The 4,168-nt window shown below is 69.0% G+C and carries 4 protein-coding genes and 1 tRNA gene; 1 reads left to right on the plus strand and 4 read right to left on the minus strand.

The window, feature by feature from the left end:
• Positions 1-57: 57 nt before the first annotated feature.
• Positions 58-129 (minus strand) — tRNA-Arg (locus tag ACTIE9_RS11085).
• A gap of 425 nt (positions 130-554) precedes the next feature.
• Between ACTIE9_RS11085 and ACTIE9_RS11090 the strand changes: the two genes are divergently transcribed.
• On the plus strand, positions 555-1,514 hold the full coding sequence (locus ACTIE9_RS11090) for an alpha/beta hydrolase (protein WP_439565636.1): 960 nt from the start codon (positions 555-557) through the stop codon (positions 1,512-1,514).
• A gap of 12 nt (positions 1,515-1,526) precedes the next feature.
• On the opposite strand, the gene ACTIE9_RS11095 is transcribed toward ACTIE9_RS11090, so the two are convergent.
• The 3 genes from ACTIE9_RS11095 to ACTIE9_RS11105 form a co-directional block, all read right to left on the minus strand.
• Complete coding sequence (locus ACTIE9_RS11095) at positions 1,527-2,504, minus strand: nuclease-related domain-containing protein (RefSeq protein ID WP_439565637.1); 978 nt, start codon at positions 2,502-2,504, stop codon at positions 1,527-1,529.
• Positions 2,505-2,722: 218 nt separating this feature from the next.
• Positions 2,723-3,223: an HNH endonuclease gene (locus ACTIE9_RS11100; protein WP_439565638.1), complete on the minus strand. Its 501-nt coding sequence runs from the start codon at positions 3,221-3,223 to the stop codon at positions 2,723-2,725.
• 306 nt (positions 3,224-3,529) lie between these two features.
• Positions 3,530-4,168, minus strand: a 639-nt coding sequence (locus ACTIE9_RS11105) for a C40 family peptidase (RefSeq protein WP_439565639.1), incomplete at its 5' end; no start/stop codon positions are given.

Raw genomic sequence — 4,168 nt, forward strand, 5'->3', positions numbered from 1 at the left:
GGCGAACCCCGAAATTGGGGGTTCACCCGTCCACGATGTCGTGAGACATCACACCAGTGCCCCTGGAGGGACTCGAACCCCCAACCCTTTCCTTAGGACGGAACTGCTCTTCCATTGAGCTACAGAGGCGGTGCATCCAGTGTATTCGCCGGGGTGTGGATAGGGGGCGCCGTGCGCCGCGAGCAGCTTCGCCGCGCGACCGCGCACCGACGTGTGGCGACTGCTCGTCAACACGCGCTGCTCGGGCACGAGCCACGCGGCCAGCTCGGGGCGCTGCCCGGCGAAGTGGGCGAGCGATTCGGCGGTGGTGTTCTGCACGATCCAGTCGTCATAGTGCAGGTTCGCCTGCATGAGGGCGATGGCCGCATCGCGCTGCGGCGGAGTCATGTGGGTGTCGAGCAGCACGAAGAGCGTCGAGAGCGTCCACTTGGTCGAGGCCTGGTCGATCTGGGCGACCCAGCCGAGCGAGTTCGGATGCCCTCCCGTCAAGGGCCCCTCGAAACGGCCCACCGGCATGCGGCCAGGGTAGCCCCGCCGCGAACTAGATTCGGTGCATGGTCACCGACGACTCCCCCGCCTTCCACCCCGACCTCACGCGCGCACGGTTCATGCCGCGCACCTCGGCTACGCGGGGCAACCGCCGGCTGCTGCGCGCGCTCACCCGCATCGGGCGCGGGCGCCCGCCGAAGGGCGGCGAACTGGTCGAGCTGGGCGACGGAGTCACCGTGCGCGTGCACCGCCCGGCGGCGATGGATGCTGGCCAGCGCCGCCCGGCCGTGCTGCACCTGCACGGCGGAGGGCTCATCATCGGCTCGGCCACCCAGGGCGACCCCCTGTGCCGGCGGCTCGCCGACGAGCTCGGAGCCGTGGCCATCAGCGTCGACTATCGCATGCCGCCCGAGCACCCCTACCCGACGCCGCTCGACGATGCCTACGCCGCCCTGCAGTGGCTGGCCGCGCAGCCCGATGTCGACCCCGAGCGCATCGCCGTGATCGGCGAGAGCGCCGGAGGCGGGCTCGCCGCATCCCTTGCCCTCCTGGCCCGCGACCGCGGCGAGATCGCGCTGGCCGGGCAGGTGCTGGCGTATCCGATGCTGGATGACCGCACCGACGAATCCGCCGCCGCCCACCCGCGCATGCTGCGGCTCTGGAACGGCCCCAGCAACCGCCTGGGCTGGGGCATGTACCTCGGCGCGGGCTCGGCTCTTGCCCACCCCGCCGGCCCCACCGCCACGACCCTCGATGCGGCGAGCCTCGAGCGCGCGGTGCCGGCGCGCCGCCCCGATCTCACTGGCCTGCCCTCCACCTGGATCGGTGTCGGCACCCTCGACCTCTTCCACGCCGAAGACGTCGAGTATGCACGGCGCCTCACGGAGGCGGGCGTGCCGACCGAGCTTCACGTCATCCCGGGTGCGTACCACGGCTTCGACGCGAGCGAGCCGACCGCCCCGGTCTCGCGCGACTTCGTGCAGCGCCAGGTCGACGCGCTGCGCCGCATGCTCAGTGCGTCATGAACCCAAGGGGTACTACGGAGTCACCGCGGCGGTGAGAGCCGCGATGAACGCCGGCCCCCACACAGGAAAGCTGAGCCCGGCAATGACGAGCACCACAAGCTTGATGAGGTCTTCAGTGCGGCGAGCACGCCGCGCCATTTCGCGCTGAGAGGGGCTGCGGGTGGTCGTTCGCGGGGGGCGACTCGACGACGAGCGAGCAGGGGGGTAGACGAGCTTTCCCTGGGCGGTGACTGGCGGAGGTGGCGGAGCACCGACCGCTGCAACCAGACGACGGAATCGCTCCATTACCCGAAAAGTGTCTGCGGCAGAAGGGTCGATATGCCAGGTCGCCGGGTCGTCAGCGGCGGCTCGAACGGCATCGAGCTGCTCCTGAGTGGCGCCCGAATTACTCTGCTGACGTAGCCACGGCACCAAGTGGTCTGCGACGACCACGATGGGGGCGGTTCTGTCACCTTCTCGTGCGTCCTTGAGGGTATCCGGACCAACGAAGACCAGCACCGGAGTAACGGGCACTCTGAAGCCGACACGTCGACTCAGCCTCGCCGAAGCGTCTCGGGCTTCGGCGAGTGAACGATCTAGGTAACGCTGGTTCTGGTTGTTGACGCGCAAGACACGATCACCCACCCAGATTTTCGCTTTCTCGTGCCGCTTCGTGTTGAGAGCGAAGACCCCACCCGGCCCGATGACGAGGTGGTCGACGTCAGCCGTACCCGCGCCAATCGGCACCGCATGTCGAATCATCCAGTCAGGCCCCAACGTGGACAAGAGCTGGCCGACCTCGCGCTCACCTATCGCACCGACGTACCACGACCACGCGTCCGGGTGCAGGGTGACCTGGTTCCCACGATGAAGCGAAGGGTCAGCGAGCTCCGCCGCCGCCTGAACCTCGAGGCACTTCTGAGCGACCGAGTAGCCGGGCTCGCGTGACACCAAGGCAGATACTCGGCGACGGGGATCGGCCATGACCTCGCGCTCAGGGTCACCGCTCATGGGAGGTCCTCACCCACGCAACTCTAGGGGCATTAACCGAGCATTTCTCCCCCCTCTTGGAGGGATGAAGGCGCGGCTTGCGCGGCCGGCCGGTGTTCACGAACGGGCTGTGTGCGGCTCGCGTCACATGTCGCGAACGTCACATTGCGTGGGGAGGCTTCCGCGCCCCGCGCCGAAATACCCGGCGTGCGGCGCAGCGCACGGCGAGCATCCCGAGATCAGGCGGCGAGCGGAGCCAGGTACTCGTTCCAGTCGGGCTGCGGGCGCTCGATGCCGCGCACGAGCCAGGCGGTGCCGTGCGGAGCCTTGGGCACGACCCGCAGCTGCCAGCGCATCTCGGCCGGCGTTCGGTCGCCCTTAACGTTGTTGCAGCGAAGGCAGCAGGCGACCAGGTTCTCCCAGGTGTCGGCGCCGCCGCGCGAGCGGGGCATGACGTGGTCGATCGTCGTCGCCGCGCCGCCGCAATAGGCGCAGCGGTTGCCGTCGCGGCGCAGCACCCCGCGGCGCGTCAACGGCACTTGGCGCGAGTGCGGAACGCGCACGTACCGCCGCAGCACGATGACGCTCGGGCGATCCCAGCGACCCTCGATGCCGAACACCGGATGCTCGCCATCGGAGGCGAGCACGGTCGCCTTCTCGTTCATCACGAGCACGAGCGCTCGGCGGAACGACACGACGGCGAGGGGCTCGTAGCCCGCGTTGAGGACGAGTGTGCGCATTCACGGCTCCTGTCGAACGGGCCCGCATGGCCTGCGGGCGTTCCTTCGTCGGTGCGGTGTCACACGGAACGAGGCTCGCGCTCCAGCCCTCACGGGCACAAAAAAAGCACTGTCGTCTAGACGACAGTGCTCCGTTCGGCGAGACCGCGACAGGGCGCGATCCAGCGGGCGCGGCCGGCTATGCGGAAGACGGCGCGCGCATCCACGGTTTGGATGTCGCGTCGCTCACTCATGGCCTCTCCTCAGGTGCCCGTGCGGCACCACGGGTATCAGGCTAACCCAGGGAACGTGACAAACCGATGAAGATCAGATACCGATACGCACGATGTAGTACGAGTCGGTCCATAGCGGGCGCACGCTGACCGTCTTGCCGGGATACGGCGCGTCGAGGATCTGCCCGCCGCCCATGTAGAACCCGCTGTGCGACATGTTGTTGAAGATCACGATGTCGCCGGGGCGCGCGTCGGCTTCCGCGATAGGCGTGCCGAGCGCGGCCTGGCCGCTCACGCTGTGCGGCAGCGCGACGCCGAATTGCGCGTAGACGTACTGCACGAAGCCCGAGCAGTCGAAGCCGGCGGGGGTGTCGCCGCCGTAGCGGTACGGAACACCCTGGTACTGCAGGGCCACCTGCACGACCTGATCGAGGCTGAAGCTCGGGTACGGCGGGTTGGCGAGGAAGTCGGTGACGCGCGGGCCGCTCCATGCGGCGGCTCGGGCGGCAGCGTCAGCGGCGAGCTGGATGCGGCGGACCTCAGCGGCGCTCGTCGCGGAGAACGCGGCCCGCGACGCGTCCACGGGAGCCGCGGCGAGGGCCGACAGCTCGAGCTCCTGCGACTCCGTCTTCTGCAACTGAGCGATGGCCTCGGCGCTCGCGTTGCTATCGGCGTTGGCCGGCGGGGCGACACCGGTGCCGGGGAGAGCGAGAGTAGCGACGATGGCCGTCGC

Origin of the sequence: Microcella sp., from assembly GCF_051860105.1 — a bacterium.
Lineage (GTDB): Bacteria > Actinomycetota > Actinomycetes > Actinomycetales > Microbacteriaceae > Microcella.

Bases quoted from the DNA above. Each gene is read 5' to 3' on its own strand.
- ACTIE9_RS11090 (WP_439565636.1), top strand. From the start codon at position 555: ATGGTCACCGACGACTCCCCCGCCTTCCACCCCGACCTCACGCGCGCA.
- ACTIE9_RS11100 (WP_439565638.1), bottom strand. From the start codon at position 3,223: ATGCGCACACTCGTCCTCAACGCGGGCTACGAGCCCCTCGCCGTCGTG.
- ACTIE9_RS11095 (WP_439565637.1), bottom strand. From the start codon at position 2,504: ATGAGCGGTGACCCTGAGCGCGAGGTCATGGCCGATCCCCGTCGCCGA.